The organism is Pseudomonas sp. B21-035, from assembly GCF_024748945.1.
In the GTDB taxonomy this organism is placed as follows: domain Bacteria; phylum Pseudomonadota; class Gammaproteobacteria; order Pseudomonadales; family Pseudomonadaceae; genus Aquipseudomonas.
This window is the reverse complement of the sequence record NZ_CP087179.1, coordinates 5667323-5682271: the sequence shown is the minus strand read 5'-3', so window position 1 is coordinate 5682271 and position 14949 is coordinate 5667323. Positions and strand designations below refer to the sequence as shown.

Here is a 14949-nt window from a genome sequence, read left to right as displayed (position 1 = left end):
CATTACGACCTCGAGCATGGATATCGAGCCGGGCCTTAGCTGCCTGTCCAGGTAGGCTTTCCGGTCTCGGTAGCCGGCCCCTGTGTCCGTCGGGTGTATCAAAGCCGGCATTTTGGGCCGTCGTCGGGAAGCGCCCAAGGCCGACTATCCCGAAATTTTGGGGCACCTTGACCTGGCCATCTGTTCATGTGCCTGGATCAATGGCTTTCGATCTTCAGGTCTAGAGTGAACAGCTACTGGTTAAAAACAGACATGGGCAGCGCTGTTGCCTGTCGTCCATCAGTGATGGTTCCGTTAAGGTTAAAATTGTATCTAAAGCTGCTTTGAAAGTTTTTAATTCGGGATTATAGGGCGGAAATTTTTGCAAGTTAAAACTCTGCTTGGGCTTGCGACTCTATACTCTCTTCAGTAAGTGGCATTAGGACTGTTCTCTTTGGGGCGAGTGGCCACAAAATGTCACTCGGATGTATTTGATGAGGTCCTAAGTCCCAGCTTTTTTGGTAAATTTCTCGATAAGCGCTTGCCCTCTTACCTTGGGGTTCATTCTCTAGTAACGCTAGCATCACTCCCTCCATTTTTCCTTCCAGTTCGACAGTCATTGACCTGTACGTCCAAAGTGCGTGAATTCCTAAAAATGGTAATTTTGCACTCAGCAAAAAAGGGGCGTGACGTTTGAGTCTGACATTAGCTAGGTGTGTAAGTTTTATTGACTTGTAAGGGTGTCGAGCAGCCGACAACCCGGCTTCGCTGGATCGGTAAAGTTCAATGGCGCGCCGTTCTACATCTAGTAATGGCGCTAATTTGGCGCATTTATTTGGATTCAGCAGATTCTCTACATTGCCTGTCACTATCATTTTAAGGACACGGGATGTGGGCGCTAGGAAATTTCTTAATACCTCTGAGCAAGGGATGTAAATATAGTTTCGCCTATGTTCATAGCGTAAATAATTTATGGACTTCAAAAATGTTGCATGCGGGTTTTTAGATTTTCTAAGCTTAGCAAGCAACTCTTCTGTGGATTCGCAACTGTCGCTCGAGATTAACTCGCACTTGCGAACAATAATGTCGGCTACATGATGAATCCAGAACTGATTGCGTACTCTGACTCCCTCACGCCACACTGAACCTGCGGCGAGGTGCCTGAGAGCGCTGAGTGGGGCTTTGAATGCTTTGATTTTGCGCCGATATTTCGGAGAAATGTGATCAACGGGTGGTGAAAAGCAGAAAATCTCTACCTGTATTCTTCCTTGATCATGGTCGATCAGCAGGTTGCGAGCGCCTAGGATTTGCCACGGTCTTGCCCCTTCGGATAGCTCTTCAAAAAACGGCACCCCCATTCAGTATCGAATCCACTATCACAGAAAAATGTGAAGTTATCATTTTTTGATGTAGAAAATCATTCTTTGATGTGTTTTACAACCGCCGACCAGCGCAGCACCGGAGGCCGAGTGATGCGGATGGCGAAACGGCCGCTGCGGCCAACTGCTCAGCGGCACATGGCTGGCCACCGACTGTATCGCCGCCACCTCCAGCGCTTCGCGTTCATCCAGCGGTGGCAACAGGCCGGGCAGGCGGCTGGCGAGCAGGGTCTTGCCGGTGCCCGGTGGGCCGCTGAACAGCAGGTTGTGCGCACCGGCGGCGGCAACCAGCAGTGCGCGCTTGGCGGCTTGCTGGCCCTGTACTTCGTTGAGGTCGGGGTAGGGGCGGATCTGCAGCAACAGGCCGTTGGCAGCGTAGGGATTGAGCGGGCTCTGGCCGTTGAAGTGGGCGACCAGTTCCAGCAGGTTACTGACTGCAAACACTACCAGGCCCGATGCTAAACAGGCTTCTTCGGCATTCTCTTGCGGCACCACCAAGGCCCGGCCGGCTTCTCGTGCCGCCAAGGCAGCGGGCAGTACGCCTTGCACCGAGCGGATTGCCCCGGACAGCGCCAGTTCACCCAGGCATTCCACCTCGCCAAGCGCTGCAATCGGGAACTGGCCGTTGGCGGCAAGGATCCCCAGGGCGATGGCGAGGTCAAAGCGTCCGCCATCCTTGGGTAAATCCGCGGGAGCAAGGTTAAGGGTGATGCGCCGGGCGGGGAATTCCAGGCCGGAATTGAGGATCGCGCTGCGCACCCGATCCTTGCTTTCTTTCACGGTCGCTTCCGGCAGGCCAACCAGGGTCAGTGCCGGCAGACCATTGGCCAGATGCGCTTCAACACTGACCGCCGGGGCCGAAACACCGACCTGGGCACGGCTGTGGACAAGGGCGAGGGACATGAACGCTCCATGATCTAGACAAAGCCGCGTCCTGCGGCTCTGCAAGCGTAGTGGGGTGGAGCGGATCGGGGCGGGGAAGAGTGAGTCTGGTTTTTACAGGACCACTAGTGCGAGCGCTGCGCACTCGATCGCCGGCAAGCCAGCTCCGACAGGTTCAGCACTGTTCTCAGGCTTGTAGGAGCGGGCTTGACCCGCGATGAGGCCAGTACAGCCAGCCACGCCGAGCGTTATGTGCGACGCCTTGACCACTACCGCGTCGCTCAGGCGCGCACGTAAACCCAGGCCGTCAGACCAGAGGCCAGGGTCACCGCAACCCGCTTGTAGTCGGACACTTCATAGGCATCCGCCGCGGCAAGTTCGGCTTCGCTGATCTGCAAGACCATGCCGGGTACGCTGTCGTCGGCATTGCTGCTGGGGGTGACGATCGGGTGGTGGGTCTTGCCGCTGGTGGCCAGGACTTGCGGGTCGGTGATTTCCACCCAGGCCTGGCTGTAACCGAGCATCTGGTCCTCCTGGCCGACCAGTTCACGGCCGAAGTTGGCCAACTGCACAGCTTTGTCCTGCAGGGTGCCATAGGAGAACAACAGCACCGGGTACTCAGTAGAAGGCGTCATCGCAAGCTCACTCGGCAGCAGGCGGGTTCAGGCGTGCTTCCATTTCCGCGACCTTGGCTTCGAGCGCCTCAAGACGGGCGCGGGTGCGGGCCAGGACGACCATCTGGCTGTCGAATTCTTCCCGGCTGACCAGCTCGAGTTTGCTGAAGCCGCTTTGCAGCAGGGCTTTGAACTGGCTTTCGATTTCGCTGCGAGGCTGCGAGGTGTCGCCGCTGAACAGGCGCGAGGCCTGGTCGCTCAGGGCATCAAGAAAGGCTTTGGGCGCGAGCATGTTCGGCTGTCCACAGTATGCAATGGGGCGCCAGTGTAACACGCAGCCTCAGCGCCCCAATGCTGCACGCTTTTCGCGCATGGCGGCGAAACGCCGCGCACCGTTGTTGTGCAGCAAACCCGTGCTGGCGACTGGCCAAGTCGGGTTGTGCAACCTAAGTCCCTGTAATTCTGGGCTTTAACCATTCTGGCAAGGTTTCTGCTATGTCCTTCATGACCCATGCACTGATGCAGTCACCATGACGACGCGTTACAAAGCCAGGCACTGCGCTTAGACTTGAGTCGGGTTTGTTTTCCTGGGGCAAGTCCACCAATTCGGGAGAGAGTTTCATGAAGCTAGTCACTGCCATCATCAAGCCGTTCAAGTTGGACGACGTGCGCGAGTCGCTGTCCGAAATCGGCGTGCAGGGCATTACTGTCACTGAAGTCAAAGGTTTCGGCCGGCAGAAAGGTCACACCGAGCTGTATCGCGGCGCTGAGTATGTGGTCGATTTTCTGCCCAAGGTGAAGATCGACGTCGCCATCGACGACAAGGATCTGGACCGGGTCATCGAGGCGATCACCAAGGCGGCCAACACCGGCAAGATCGGTGACGGCAAGATTTTCGTGGTCAATCTGGAGCAGGCGATTCGCATCCGTACCGGCGAAACCGATACCGACGCGATCTAAAAAAAGCCTCACCAAACCCCAACGCCCCAGGAGATAACAATATGACTCTGCGTCAGTTCGCAGGGCTAGGAGCCCTTTTGTCCCTCGTAATGCCTGGCCTGGCCCTGGCAGAGGAGGCGGCAGCCCCCGTGCTCAACTCCGGCGACACCGCCTGGATGTTGACCGCTACAGCCCTGGTGCTGTTCATGACCATCCCTGGTCTGGCCCTGTTCTACGGCGGCATGGTGCGTTCCAAGAACGTGCTGTCGGTGATGATGCAGTGCTTTGCGATCACCGGCCTGATCAGCGTCCTGTGGGTGGTTTACGGCTACAGCCTGGCCTTCGATACCACCGGTATGGAGCAAGGTGTCGTCAACTTCAATTCCTTCGTTGGCGGTCTGTCCAAGGCGTTCCTCGCCGGCGTGACCCCGGCGAGCCTGACCTCTTCGGCGGCGCTGTTCCCTGAAGCGGTGTTCATCACCTTCCAGATGACCTTCGCGATCATCACCCCGGCGCTGATCGTCGGCGCCTTTGCCGAGCGCATGAAGTTCTCGGCGATGCTGATCTTCATGGCCATCTGGTTCACCCTGGTCTACGCGCCCATCGCCCACATGGTCTGGAGCGGTAACGGCGGCCTGATGTGGGACTGGGGCGTGCTCGACTTCGCGGGCGGCACCGTGGTGCACATCAACGCCGGTATTGCCGGCCTGGTGGCCTGCCTGGTATTGGGCAAGCGCAAGGGCTTCCCGACCACGCCAATGGCGCCGCACAACCTCGGCTATACGCTGATGGGCGCGGCCATGCTGTGGATTGGCTGGTTCGGCTTCAACGCAGGCTCCGCCGCTGCCGCCAACGGCACCGCCGGCATGGCCATGCTGGTGACCCAGATCGCTACCGCCGCAGCGGCCCTGGGCTGGATGTTCGCCGAGTGGCTGACCCACGGTAAGCCAAGCGCACTGGGCATCGCCTCGGGCGTGGTCGCAGGTCTTGTGGCCATCACCCCGGCTGCCGGCACTGTCGGGCCGATGGGCGCCCTGGTAATCGGCCTGGTGGCGGGCGTGATCTGCTACTTCTGCGCCACCAGCCTCAAGCGCAAGCTGGGTTACGACGACTCCCTGGATGCCTTCGGCGTGCACGGCATCGGCGGTATCGTCGGCGCGATCCTCACCGGCGTGTTCGCAGCCCCGGCACTGGGCGGCTTCGGCACCGTCGAAGACATCGGCGCGCAAGTCTGGATTCAGGCCAAGGGCGTCGGCTTTACCGTGATCTACACCGCGATCGTCACCTACGTGATTCTCAAGGTGCTGGATCTGGTCATGGGCCTGCGGGTCAACGAAGAAGAAGAGTCGGTCGGTCTCGACCTGGCGCAACACAACGAGCGCGGCTACAACCTGTAACGTCCTCGAAAAAATCTTGCCCGGCTTGCCGGGCATTTTTTTGTCCGGATTTTGTCACTTCTCTCAGGCGCAAACGGTTTCTTGCCGCGCTTAGATGGCTGCGTGCGACGTGGGCAGAAAACTTACAGCGCTCAGTGAAATTTAGGCACTTTGCTTTTTCTCTGAGCACGCTAGAATGCGCGCCGAAGGGTGCTGACGAGCTGTCCGCAAACTTCCGTACCCTTTGCTAGGCTTGCCAATAAGCGAGTCGATCATGCCAGGGTATGTCGGCGCATTACCGCCGCCCGCTCTTTATTTGTACAGACCTCGCCCGTGACGTGGGGTTTGCCCGGTTCTCGCCATTCGTTGTGGCGCAACCACGGCCCGCAGCCTGCCTGCGGCGCTTGAATTTTTTCTGGCAGCTGTCGATTTTCGACGTTGCTGGTCTATAACTAATCTGCTTTTCGCAAGTCATGAGGTAGAACATGAGCGACGACGATCTGGAAAATGACGACCTCGAAGTAGGCGATGAAGACGAAGGCGATGAAGGCCTCGAAGCGGCAGCCGATGATGTGGCTGACGACAGCGGCGACGACAGCCCGGCTCCCGTAGCCAAAGGCAAGTCGAAGTCGGCGGCAGTCTCGGTAGAAGACATGCCGAGCATGGAAGCCAAGCAGAAGGAGCGTGATGCCCTGGCCAAGGCCATGGAAGAGTTTCTCTCCCGTGGTGGCAAGGTGCAGGAAGTGGAGGCCAACGTGGTCGCCGATCCGCCCAAGAAGCCGGACAACAAGTACGGTAGCCGCCCTATCTGAGTGGCCCCGTCAGCAAGAAAGCCCGCCGTCGCTGCGGGCTTTTTTGTGTCTGTAATGGTTGGTTCGCCGAAATGTGGGAGCGGGCTTGCCCGGCGATGCGATGTGCGCTGACAGTCCGCAATCGCGGGTCAAGTCGGGTCGCCGCACCGCCGCTCCCACAGATTTAACGCCAGCTGTTGAGCAGTTCAGGCAACTGCGACAGGCGCTGGATCTCCGCGTCAGGGCGGTTCTCGGCTTCCCAGGCCTTGCCCTGGGGGTTGAACCAGATCGCCCGCAGGCCGGCGCGCTGGGCCCCGGCAATGTCATCGCCGGGGTGATCGCCAATGTGCACCGCCGCAGTCGCCTCGACTTCGCCCTGGCGCAGGGCTTCGAGGAAGGGTTGCGGGTCGGGTTTGCCGATGCCTAGGTCTTCGGCGCACAGGGCAAATTTGAAGTAATCGGCCAGGCCCAGGCGGCGCACATCGGCGTTGCCATTGGTGACCACGCCCAGGGTGTAGTGGTGACGGAGGATCTCCAGCACCGGCTGCACCTCAGGGAAGATATCGATCTGGTGGCGGGCGTGGAGGAACACTTCAAAGCCTTCGTTGGCCAGCTCACGGGCCTTGTTCTCGCTGTAGCCGACCTCTTCCAGGGCATGGAACAGTACGCGCCGGCGCAGGGCGCTGATGCGGTGCTTGAGCCCGGGTTCTGCCTGCACCAGGCGCTCGCGAATGGCATACAGGTGCTCGACCGGAACCGCGCCCAGGGTTGGCGCATTGGCTGCCAGCCAGTCGCGCAGGGTGGTCTCGGCGCTGACGATCACTGGTGCGGTGTCCCACAGGGTGTCGTCGAGGTCGAAGGTGATCAGCTTGATGCTCATGAGTCACTGCCCTTACTGCGTTTGGCCCGGGGGTGGGCGCTGTCATACACGGCGGCCAGGTGCTGGAAGTCCAGGTGAGTGTAGATCTGCGTGGTGGCGATGTCGGCGTGGCCGAGCATCTCTTGCACGGCGCGCAGGTCCTGGGACGATTCCAGCAAGTGGCTGGCGAAGGAGTGTCGCAACATGTGCGGGTGCAGGTTCTGGCCCAGTTCGCGGGCGCCAGCGGCTTGCACCCGCAGTTGAATGGCCCGTGGGCCCAGGCGCCGGCCCTGCTGGCTGACGAACACCGCGCCGTCCTGCGGGCCGCTGCCGGCGCGCAGCACCAGCCATTGCTCCAGCGCCTCGCGGGCCTTGCGCCCGACCGGCAGCACGCGGGTCTTGCTGCCCTTGCCGTGGACTTGCACCAGGCCGCCGGGCAGGTCGAGCTGCTCCAGGTTGAGGCTGGTCAACTCCGACAGGCGCAGGCCGGAGGAGTAGAACAGCTCGAGCATGGCCTGGTCGCGGCGGGCGAGAAATTCATCCTCGACCGCACCTTCCAGCAGTTGCAGGGCGCGATCGGTGTCGAGGGTCTTGGGCAGGCGCCGTTCGCCCTTGGGCGCCGACAGGCCGTTGGCCGGATCGTGGCTGCAGTGGCCTTCACGGTTGAGGTAACGGTAGAAACCGCGCACCGCTGAGAGCAGGCGGGCAAGGCTGCGCGAGGACTGGCCCTGGTGATGCTGGCGGGCGATCAGTTGGCGCAGGTGCTGGATCTGCAGGGCGTTCCAGCTGTCGATGCCGCTCTTGGTGCAGAACGCCAGGACGCTTTCGAGGTCGCGTCGGTAGGCCAGCTGGGTGTGTTCGGACACCTGGCGCTCGTTGCGCAAGTGCGCGCAGAAGGCCTCCAGCTGGCGTTCCACTAGCGCACCGGACGCAGGGTCTGGGTATGGCGCGGGACGACCCGGCCGAGTACTTCGGCGATGTAGCTGAGGAACAGGGTACCGACCGTGCTCTTGTAATGCTGCGGGTCGCGACTACCGATCGCCAGTACGCCGTGCAGGCCCTGGTGGTTGAGGGTGGCGACGGCGCTGGAGCCGACTTCCTTGCGCTGCTCTTCGCCGAACAGGAAGTCCAGCTCATGATCGCGCAAGTTGCCACTGACCGTCTTGCCGGCGCACAACAGGCCGCCAATGGCTTGCTGGGCGTCGCCGCTGTTGACCCAGCGGCCGACCGGCGCGGCAGTTTCGCCGAACAGAATCAGGCTGACGAAGGGCACCTTGAACTCCTGGCGCAGGCTGTCTTCGACAGCCATCACCACGCTTTCGAGGCTGTCAGCATCGAGCAGGTCGAGGATCAGCCGGCGGGTCTTGTCGAACAGCCGGTCGTTGTCGCGGGCCACGTCCATCAGTTGCGACAGGCGGTGACGCATCTCGATATTGCGGTCGCGCAGCAGCTTGAGCTGGCGCTCGACCAGCGACACGCTATCGCCACGCTGATGGGGAATGTGCAGCTCGCTGAGCAGTTCGTCGTGCTCGGCGAAGAACGTCGGGTTGTCGCGCAGGTAGGCAACCACGGCCTCAGCCCCGAGGGTGGGCGTCGAGCCCTCGGCGCTAAGGTCGGTGGGCTGTTCGGCGGGAGCCTGGGGCTGATCGGTCATGGCTGGTACTCACTCATAGACGAACCTGTCCTTCAAACACGCGTACGGCGGGGCCGGTCATCAACACCGGTTTGCCCGGGCCTGCCCATTCGATGGACAGGCGCCCACCCGGCAGGTCGATCAACAGCGGTGAATCCATCCAGCCCTGGCTGATCGCCGCCACGGCAGCGGCGCAGGCACCGGTACCGCAGGCCTGGGTTTCGCCCGCGCCGCGTTCCCACACCCGCAGTTGCGCGCGGTGACGGTCGATGACCTGGATGAAACCGACATTGACCCGCTGCGGGAAGCGCGGGTGATGTTCGATCTGCGCGCCCAGCTCGTGCACTGGCGCGGCGTTGATGTCGTCGACGCGCAGCACGGCATGGGGGTTGCCCATCGACACGGCGAAGAGTTCGACGTTGCGCCCTGCGACCTCGAGCGGGTAGCTCAGGGCCTGGGCCGGCGCGTCGAACGGGATCTCGGCCGGCACCAGCCGCGGCGGGCCCATGTCGACGCTGATCTGCCCGTCGTTGCGCACGTCCAGCTCGATGATGCCGCCTTTGGTTTCAACGCGGATGCGTTTTTTCGCAGTCAGGCGCTTGTCCAGCACGAAGCGCGCAAAGCAGCGCGCACCGTTGCCGCACTGTTCGACCTCGGAGCCGTCGGCGTTGAAGATTCGGTAGCGGAAATCCACTTCCGGATTGCTCGGCGCCTCGACGATCAGCAACTGGTCGAAACCGATGCCGGTGTGGCGGTCGCCCCATTGCTTGGCGTGCTTGGGTAAAATGTGCGCATGCTGGCTGACCAGGTCGAGGACCATGAAGTCGTTGCCCAGCCCATGCATCTTGGTAAAACGCAGCAGCATGGGTTTACTCCGGCAGCAGGCTTTCGCCGGCGAACAACTCGGCCACGGTTTCGCGACGACGCACTTCGAAGGCCTGGTCACGATCGACCAGCACTTCGGCACAACGACCACGGGTGTTGTAGTTCGAGCTCATGACAAAACCATAGGCACCCGCCGAGTGCACCGCCAGCAGGTCGCCTTCGGCCAGGTTCAGCTCGCGCTCCTTGGCGAGGAAGTCGCCGGTTTCGCAGATCGGCCCGACGATGTCGTAAACACGGCCTTCGCCGGCACGCGGCTGCACCGCCGTGACGTTCATCCAGGCCTGGTACAGGGCTGGGCGGATCAGGTCGTTCATCGCCGCATCGACGATGGCGAAATCCTTGTGCTCGGTGTGCTTGAGGTACTCGACCTGGGTCAGCAGCACGCCAGCGTTGGCGACGATATAGCGGCCCGGTTCGAACACCAGGGCCAGGTCGCGGTCGCCGACGCGCTCGCGGATGGCCTTGATGTAGTCGCCGGCCAGCGGCGGCTCTTCGTCGCGATAACGCACACCGACGCCGCCACCCAGGTCCAGGTGACGCAGGAGGATGCCGCAGTCGCCGAGGCGGTCGATCAACGCCAGCAGGCGGTCGAGGGCATCGAGGAAGGGTTCCAGGGTGGTCAGCTGCGAGCCGATATGGCAGTCGACGCCGACCACTTCCAGGTTCGGCAGTTGCGCGGCGCGGATGTACACCTCTTCGGCATCGGCGATGGCGATACCGAACTTGTTTTCTTTCAGGCCCGTGGAGATGTACGGGTGGGTACCGGCATCGACGTCCGGGTTGACCCGCAGCGAAACCGGCGCGCGTACGCCCATTTCGGCGGCCACTACCTGCAGGCGCTCGAGCTCGTCGGTGGATTCGACGTTGAAGCAGTGCACGCCGACTTCCAGGGCGCGGCGCATGTCTTCGCGGGTTTTGCCGACGCCGGAGAACACCACGCGATCGGCACGCCCGCCCGCGGCCAGTACACGCTCCAGCTCACCGCCGGAAACGATGTCGAAACCTGCGCCCAGGCGGGCCAGCAGGTTCAGCACAGCGAGGTTGGAGTTGGCCTTGACGGCGAAGCACACCAGGTGCGAAACCCCCTCCAGAGCATCGGCGTAGCTACGGTACTGGGCCTCGATGTGGGCGCGCGAGTAGACGTAGGTCGGCGTGCCGAAACGTTCGGCGATGGCCGACAGGGCCACGCCTTCCGCGAACAGCTGACCGTCGCGGTAGTTGAAAGCGTCCATGGGTTACCCTTACTGGTGCTTGTGCGATTGCGACTTTTTACCGTCTTTGCTGTCGTCTGGCAGGTACAGCGGGCCCTTCTGGCCGCAGGCGGAAACGAGGCAGGCAACCGCGACGAGCGCCGCGAGGGTGGAGATCAGGCGCTTCATGGCGTAATCCTTTGTAATAAGCAGTATTGCGCCCGAGTATACCGAGCGCCCGGCCCCTTGCCTATGCGGGCAACCCGCCGTCGGGCGGGGTGGTGGCTGCGCTGCCTGGCGCAGGTCGGTATCCTTTGCATTCGGCGCGCCGCGCTCGTATCTTGCCCGGCTTGCGTGTGTGCAGACATTTTTGAGGTTCTTGCAATGAGTTTGACCGAAGCGCGTTTTCACGACCTGGTCGACGCGACCCAACAGGCGCTGGAAGACCTGTTCGACGAGACTGACCTGGATCTGGACATGGAGAACTCGGCAGGGGTCCTGACCATCAAGTTCGACAACGGCAGCCAGCTGATCTTCAGCCGCCAGGAACCGCTGCGCCAGCTGTGGCTGGCCGACAAGTCCGGTGGTTTCCACTTCGACTACGACGAGCAGAACGGCAAGTGGACCTGTGAAAAGACCGAGGAGCTGCTGGGCGAGATGCTGGAGCGCATCGTCTGGGAGCGGGCGGGTGAAAAGCTCGATTTCGACGACATCTGATGAGCAGCGCAGCCAAGCCGGCCAAGCCGCTCTACAGTAACGTCAGCCCGGCAGTACCGTCGCCGTGCATCAGCACCTGCCGGCTGGATGAGCACAAGGTTTGTATCGGTTGCTTTCGCCATGTCGAGGACATTCGCCAGTGGCGTGCGGCCGACGATGAGCAGCGCCGGCAGATCTGCCGTGAGGCGCTGGCGCGTCGCCAGCTGGCCGGGTCGGCATAGACCCTCCGGGTATTGTGTATTTACTTGGCTGTGGTAGTGTCGAACCTGTTTCGGCTGTGCCGAATTCCTGCAAACCCCGCCCTTGGGCGGGGTTTTGCTTTATATCGCCCAGAAAAAGGAGTCTGACCGGATCATGAGCACCAAGCCTTCCATTATCGTCACCCGATTGGACGTACAGCGTCTCGAGCGTCTGATCGACAGCCTCGATGAGAAGACGCAGGATTCGCCGGGTGTGCTCGCCTTGCAGGACGAGCTGGACCGCGCCGAAACGGTCGGTCACGAGGAAGTTCCGGCCGGTGTCGTGACCATGAACTCCCGGGTTCATTGCCGCGAAGAAGCCAGCGGCAAGGACTACCACCTGACCCTGGTCTACCCGAAAGACGCCAACGCCGACGAAGGCAAGATCTCTATCCTCGCGCCGATCGGCAGCGCGCTGCTGGGCTTGTCGGTAGGCGAGCAGATCGACTGGCCGGCCCCGGGCGGCAAGACCCTCAAGCTCAAGCTGCTTGAAGTCGAATACCAGCCAGAAGCGGCAGGTGACTTCGACCTCTGAGCCTCAAGCCTGCGCCAGGGCCTCGTTGAGCGCCCGCTCCAGTTCGCCCTTGTAGCGCAGGTAGAGAATGCTCGAGCCCAGGCCATCGGCCAGCAGGCCCGATAAGTCCAGGTCGGTGATGTAGCAGCGGTAGCGCTCAGCCTCGCGGCGCTGCTCGATGATCTCGCGGGCGACCACCGCATACAGCTGGTCGCCATGCTCGAGCTGGGAAAACTCCCGCTGATTGCAGTACAGCGTGACTTGCACGTCATCGCTGGCGCCGGCCTGCAGAATCGCCTGCACTTCGTAGTAGGGCCGGTCGATGGCCTTGACCTCGACCTGGCGCGCTTCTACCTGGCGAACCTTGCCAGTGCCTGATGGCAACAATTGGTAATAAAGAATATCCAGTGAACCCTGGGCCTGCAGGCTGTCCAGTGGCAGGCGCGCATCGCGGCGAAACACGATCGATTGCAAGAAGCGCTGCAGCGGCAACAACAGGCTGTTTTCATCGTGAAACGGCAAGCGCTGCTGCCACAGGGCATTGTGCTCATCGAGTACGTAGACATCCGCCCAGGTGTCCTGCAGCCGATAGAACAGCTGGATGCACTGCGGCTGGCCCAGCGGCAGCAGTTGCGCCAGGTCGAGCTCCTGCAGGGCATTGGCGTCCAGGTGCAGGGGGCTGTAGTCACTGCGTTCTTCACCGAGGTAGCGCAGCACCGCGTCCGGATCGTCGAGGGTCACCAGGTTTACCGCGCCGCGTTGCAGTTCCAGTACATGGGTGTGCTGCTCGACTTGCAACAAGTAGCGCTGGTTGAGGTTCTGCGCCAGCAGCGCCTGAGTGCTGGCGAACACTTCCTCGACCCGCAGGGCGATGGCCTGGGCGCGGTTGTGGCAGAAGCAGCGGACCCGCAGCCTGGGCGTGTGGCCGGCGCCCAGGCTGTTGAGGTAATCACGCAGGCAACGCAGCAGGGCATGTTCGCCGTCGTAGCGGTGCACCTGCACTTCGTTCCAGCTGTTGAGGGTGACCTGGTCGAGGGTCAGCACCAGGTTTTCGCGCACCCCGGCGTAGCTCAGCGAGTCAGTGCGCTCGGTGGTCATCAGGATGTTCAGGTCGCGGTGGTGCTGTAGCGGGTCGATGCCGACATTGACCAGCAGCAGGATCTCGTCCACCACGCTCGGTTGCAGCAGGCGCTGTTCGCTGACCACCGTCAGGGGCAGGGCGACGCTCTGTTGCAGGCTGCCGAGCAGGTTGAACAGCTCATACTCGCTCAGGTCGCTGCTGCCCGGGTGCAGGGCCAGGCGCGTGCTGCTGTCGATCACACCGTTGCGGTGCGCCCAGGTCAGCAGTTCGAGCAGTTCGCGGCAGCGTTTGATCGGCGCGAAGTGCTCCCACTCGTGCACGCCGAGGTTGCCGTTGTACAGGCCCCAGTGGGTCTGCCCGGGCTCTTTGCGGTTGGGTGACTGCACCAGGGTCAGGGTGTCTTCGGCGAGGTCCGGGGCGATGCCCGGGTTGATGAACTCAACCTTGCCGGCGCGCCGTTCAAAGGCGGCGTACAGGCGCCGGCCGAGCACGCTGAGATCGCGCTGGTCGATGCGGCTGGTGGCGTTCTGGCTGCGGGCAAACTGGCAGAGGAAGCGGTAGCTGTAGTTCAGCTCGGCTACCAGCTCCCGGCGCTCGACCGCCACCTGGCGGACTTTCCATTGGCTGCGGTTGTCGAGCAGCGCCAGCTGGCGTTGATCCCAGCTCCATTCCTGGCTCAGGCGCTGCAGCAGGTCCCGCTGCCAGCTGGCACTGCGCTGGCGGGCCAGGCCGCTGAGCTTCTTGTTGACCTTCAGGTACAGGCTGCGCCGCACCAGCTCCAGCCGCTCGCGTTCGCCGCGGCCTTGCAGGTACTGCTCGATACGCCGGTAGACCATCATGTAGGGGTCGAGCTCGTCGAGGTCGAGGCGATTGCTGAACACCGCCTGCTTGAACTGCAGGCTCAGGCACTGCACCTGCGGGTGTTCACTGGCGTAGACCTCGGTAAGCAGCAGCTTGAGCACCGACTTGTAGGGCGATTCAATGCCCTTGAACAGTTGCCAGAGCCCGGCGCCGACGAATTCGCCCGGAGGGATGTGCGCCAGGTGGCCGAGGTCGAGGTGGTCTTCAGCACGCACGAAACGCTTGGACAGCAGGGTCTGGATGTATTGCCGGTAGCGTGGTTCTTCATAGACCGGCACCAGCCACCACAAGGGTGTGCGCCCGGCCAGCCAGATGGCGGTGCGGTAGAATTCGTCGAGCAGCAGGTAATGCTGGGTGGTGCCGCAGTCGTCGGAGCTGAGCTGGCCGTCGCGTTCGCCCTGGACGAAGCCTTGCGGCTCGATCAAGAACAGGTGGGCTTCGGCGCCCTGGCTGGCGGCCCAGATTTCCAGCAGCAGGCATTTCTTGCGCAACTCCGCCAGGTCGCTTTCGCTCAGGTCGGCGGCGTGACAGACCCAGACGTCCATGTCGCTCTGCTCGGCCTGGGCCAGGGTGCCCAGGCTGCCCATCAGGAACAGCCCGTGAATCGGCTGGGGCGGGTTGCCGCGCCGGGCCTTGTACGAAAATGAGCGGGTCAGGCGCTGGGCTTCGGCCAGCAGTTGCGCATCAGGCTCGAAGTTGGCGACCCCCGCTGGCGTCGTGCCGGAGACATAACCGGGCAACAGTGGGTGATTGACGTGAAAAAACAGCGGCAGCAGGGTCAAGACCTGCTGCTGGCGGCTCGACAGCCCGTCCATGGCCCGCCCCAGGCGCCCCTGGTTGAGCTTCAGGAAGCGTTGGCGCAGCTGGCTGAGCACCTTGCGGTCAATGCCCTGGTCGAGGTCGGGGCGAATTTCGTGGGGGTGGTTCATGGCGAGCTGAAACCGGCCGTCTAGGGAGCAATGGCGAGTTTAAGTGGTATTTGGAATTTGACGCCATTTTATTAGCGCTTA

Annotated in this window: 16 protein-coding genes and 1 pseudogene; 6 read left to right on the top strand and 11 right to left on the bottom strand. The window is 62.0% G+C overall.

The annotated features are described in order from the left end of the window. Positions 1-368: 368 nt before the first annotated feature. From LOY22_RS26070 to LOY22_RS26055, 4 genes and pseudogenes are all read right to left on the bottom strand, one after another. Positions 369-1337, bottom strand: a complete 969-nt coding sequence (locus LOY22_RS26070; RefSeq protein ID WP_258595443.1) for a hypothetical protein — start codon at positions 1335-1337, stop codon at positions 369-371. Positions 1338-1418: 81 nt separating this feature from the next. Next, a pseudogene (locus LOY22_RS26065) lies at positions 1419-2261 on the bottom strand (YifB family Mg chelatase-like AAA ATPase); the annotation flags it as partial. 260 nt (positions 2262-2521) lie between these two features. Continuing rightward, positions 2522-2875: a gamma-glutamylcyclotransferase family protein gene (locus LOY22_RS26060; RefSeq protein ID WP_093378104.1), complete on the bottom strand. Its 354-nt coding sequence runs from the start codon at positions 2873-2875 to the stop codon at positions 2522-2524. A gap of 7 nt (positions 2876-2882) precedes the next feature. Beyond that, on the bottom strand, positions 2883-3146 hold the full coding sequence (locus tag LOY22_RS26055; protein ID WP_010221117.1) for an accessory factor UbiK family protein: 264 nt from the start codon (positions 3144-3146) through the stop codon (positions 2883-2885). Positions 3147-3475: 329 nt separating this feature from the next. On the opposite strand from LOY22_RS26055, the gene glnK reads away from it, so the two are divergent. The 3 genes from glnK (at position 3476) to sutA (ending at position 5981) form a co-directional block, all read left to right on the top strand. Next, complete coding sequence (glnK, locus tag LOY22_RS26050; protein WP_002555808.1) at positions 3476-3814, top strand: P-II family nitrogen regulator; 339 nt, start codon at positions 3476-3478, stop codon at positions 3812-3814. Between the two features lie 41 nt (positions 3815-3855). Next, positions 3856-5190, top strand: a complete 1335-nt coding sequence (locus LOY22_RS26045) for an ammonium transporter (protein ID WP_045200968.1) — start codon at positions 3856-3858, stop codon at positions 5188-5190. Between the two features lie 464 nt (positions 5191-5654). Then, complete coding sequence (sutA, locus tag LOY22_RS26040) at positions 5655-5981, top strand: transcriptional regulator SutA (protein WP_093378113.1); 327 nt, start codon at positions 5655-5657, stop codon at positions 5979-5981. A gap of 163 nt (positions 5982-6144) precedes the next feature. On the opposite strand, the gene LOY22_RS26035 is transcribed toward sutA, so the two are convergent. The 6 genes from LOY22_RS26035 to lptM are packed head-to-tail and all read right to left on the bottom strand — an operon-like array spanning position 6145 to position 10716. After that, complete coding sequence (locus LOY22_RS26035; RefSeq protein ID WP_045200972.1) at positions 6145-6840, bottom strand: HAD family hydrolase; 696 nt, start codon at positions 6838-6840, stop codon at positions 6145-6147. Further along, positions 6837-7736: a tyrosine recombinase XerC gene (gene xerC, locus LOY22_RS26030; protein ID WP_213602900.1), complete on the bottom strand. Its 900-nt coding sequence runs from the start codon at positions 7734-7736 to the stop codon at positions 6837-6839. Before xerC ends, LOY22_RS26035 begins: the two co-directional genes overlap by 4 nt. After that, positions 7736-8473: a DUF484 family protein gene (locus LOY22_RS26025; protein WP_045200976.1), complete on the bottom strand. Its 738-nt coding sequence runs from the start codon at positions 8471-8473 to the stop codon at positions 7736-7738. Before LOY22_RS26025 ends, xerC begins: the two co-directional genes overlap by 1 nt. Before the next feature lie 13 nt (positions 8474-8486). After that, positions 8487-9317, bottom strand: coding sequence for a diaminopimelate epimerase (dapF, locus tag LOY22_RS26020; RefSeq protein WP_093378122.1), 831 nt, complete (start codon positions 9315-9317; stop codon positions 8487-8489). Positions 9318-9321: 4 nt separating this feature from the next. Further along, positions 9322-10569: a diaminopimelate decarboxylase gene (lysA, locus tag LOY22_RS26015; protein WP_258595421.1), complete on the bottom strand. Its 1248-nt coding sequence runs from the start codon at positions 10567-10569 to the stop codon at positions 9322-9324. Between the two features lie 9 nt (positions 10570-10578). After that, entirely contained in the window at positions 10579-10716 is a 138-nt protein-coding gene (lptM, locus tag LOY22_RS26010) for an LPS translocon maturation chaperone LptM (protein ID WP_045200983.1), read from the bottom strand. Positions 10717-10911: 195 nt separating this feature from the next. Between lptM and cyaY the strand changes: the two genes are divergently transcribed. The 3 genes from cyaY to rnk all read left to right on the top strand — a co-directional run bounded on the left by cyaY (position 10912) and on the right by rnk (position 12018). After that, entirely contained in the window at positions 10912-11244 is a 333-nt protein-coding gene (gene cyaY / locus LOY22_RS26005; protein ID WP_045200985.1) for an iron donor protein CyaY, read from the top strand. Further along, positions 11244-11465, top strand: coding sequence for a DUF1289 domain-containing protein (locus LOY22_RS26000; protein ID WP_010221127.1), 222 nt, complete (start codon positions 11244-11246; stop codon positions 11463-11465). Before cyaY ends, LOY22_RS26000 begins: the two co-directional genes overlap by 1 nt. A 133-nt stretch (positions 11466-11598) precedes the next feature. Beyond that, on the top strand, positions 11599-12018 hold the full coding sequence (gene rnk, locus LOY22_RS25995; RefSeq protein WP_258595410.1) for a nucleoside diphosphate kinase regulator: 420 nt from the start codon (positions 11599-11601) through the stop codon (positions 12016-12018). 3 nt (positions 12019-12021) lie between these two features. Here the strand turns inward: rnk and LOY22_RS25990 are convergent, their stop codons facing one another. Continuing rightward, entirely contained in the window at positions 12022-14868 is a 2847-nt protein-coding gene (locus tag LOY22_RS25990; RefSeq protein ID WP_093378134.1) for a class I adenylate cyclase, read from the bottom strand. Positions 14869-14949: the final 81 nt, after the last annotated feature.

Bases quoted from the DNA above. Each gene is read 5' to 3' on its own strand.
- LOY22_RS26070 (WP_258595443.1), bottom strand. From the start codon at position 1,337: ATGGGGGTGCCGTTTTTTGAAGAGCTATCCGAAGGGGCAAGACCGTGG.
- LOY22_RS26060 (WP_093378104.1), bottom strand. From the start codon at position 2,875: ATGACGCCTTCTACTGAGTACCCGGTGCTGTTGTTCTCCTATGGCACC.
- LOY22_RS26055 (WP_010221117.1), bottom strand. From the start codon at position 3,146: ATGCTCGCGCCCAAAGCCTTTCTTGATGCCCTGAGCGACCAGGCCTCG.
- glnK (WP_002555808.1), top strand. From the start codon at position 3,476: ATGAAGCTAGTCACTGCCATCATCAAGCCGTTCAAGTTGGACGACGTG.
- LOY22_RS26045 (WP_045200968.1), top strand. From the start codon at position 3,856: ATGACTCTGCGTCAGTTCGCAGGGCTAGGAGCCCTTTTGTCCCTCGTA.
- sutA (WP_093378113.1), top strand. From the start codon at position 5,655: ATGAGCGACGACGATCTGGAAAATGACGACCTCGAAGTAGGCGATGAA.
- LOY22_RS26035 (WP_045200972.1), bottom strand. From the start codon at position 6,840: ATGAGCATCAAGCTGATCACCTTCGACCTCGACGACACCCTGTGGGAC.
- LOY22_RS26025 (WP_045200976.1), bottom strand. From the start codon at position 8,473: ATGACCGATCAGCCCCAGGCTCCCGCCGAACAGCCCACCGACCTTAGC.
- dapF (WP_093378122.1), bottom strand. From the start codon at position 9,317: ATGCTGCTGCGTTTTACCAAGATGCATGGGCTGGGCAACGACTTCATG.
- lysA (WP_258595421.1), bottom strand. From the start codon at position 10,569: ATGGACGCTTTCAACTACCGCGACGGTCAGCTGTTCGCGGAAGGCGTG.
- lptM (WP_045200983.1), bottom strand. From the start codon at position 10,716: ATGAAGCGCCTGATCTCCACCCTCGCGGCGCTCGTCGCGGTTGCCTGC.
- cyaY (WP_045200985.1), top strand. From the start codon at position 10,912: ATGAGTTTGACCGAAGCGCGTTTTCACGACCTGGTCGACGCGACCCAA.
- LOY22_RS26000 (WP_010221127.1), top strand. From the start codon at position 11,244: ATGAGCAGCGCAGCCAAGCCGGCCAAGCCGCTCTACAGTAACGTCAGC.
- rnk (WP_258595410.1), top strand. From the start codon at position 11,599: ATGAGCACCAAGCCTTCCATTATCGTCACCCGATTGGACGTACAGCGT.
- LOY22_RS25990 (WP_093378134.1), bottom strand. From the start codon at position 14,868: ATGAACCACCCCCACGAAATTCGCCCCGACCTCGACCAGGGCATTGAC.